1 protein-coding gene is annotated in these 653 nt (G+C 68.5%); it reads left to right on the forward strand.

Annotation, left to right across the window (positions count from 1 at the left end; all coding sequences use genetic code 11):
- Positions 1–653: histidinol dehydrogenase (gene hisD / locus AC1D00_RS44130; protein WP_477015077.1), on the forward strand; the 653-nt coding region annotated here is incomplete at both ends.

The raw sequence follows: 653 nt of genomic DNA on the forward strand, positions 1-653 counted from the left end.
GAACTGCGGCCTATCCGTCCTCGGTGCTGATGAACGCGGTGCCCGCGAAGGTCGCCGGCGTCTCGCGCCTCGTGATGGTGGTGCCCGCGCCCGACGGCAAGCTCAATCCGCTTGTGCTGGCGGCGGCAAAGCTGGGCGGCGTCACCGAGATCTACCGCGTCGGCGGCGCGCAGGCCGTCGCCGCGCTCGCGCACGGCACCGCCACCATCGCGCCGGTCGCAAAGATCGTCGGCCCCGGCAACGCCTATGTCGCCGCCGCCAAGCGGCTGGTGTTCGGCAAGGTCGGCATCGACATGATCGCCGGCCCGTCCGAAGTGCTGGTCATTGCCGACGACACCGGCAATGCCGACTGGATCGCCGCTGACCTGCTGGCGCAGGCCGAGCACGACACGAGCGCGCAATCGATCCTGATCACCGATTCCGCACGCCTTGCCGCCGATGTCGAGAAGGCGGTCGAGGCGCAGCTGAAGACGCTGCCGCGCGCCGCGATCGCGAGCGCCTCCTGGGCCGACTTCGGCGCCATCATCATGGTGAAGAATCTCAACGACGCCATCCCGCTTGCGGATGCGATTGCCGCCGAGCATCTCGAGATCATGACCGCAGACCCTGACGCGCTCGCAGCAAAGGTTCGCAATGCGGGTGCGGTGTTCCTC

The organism is Bradyrhizobium sp. P2_E8, assembly GCF_056403875.1.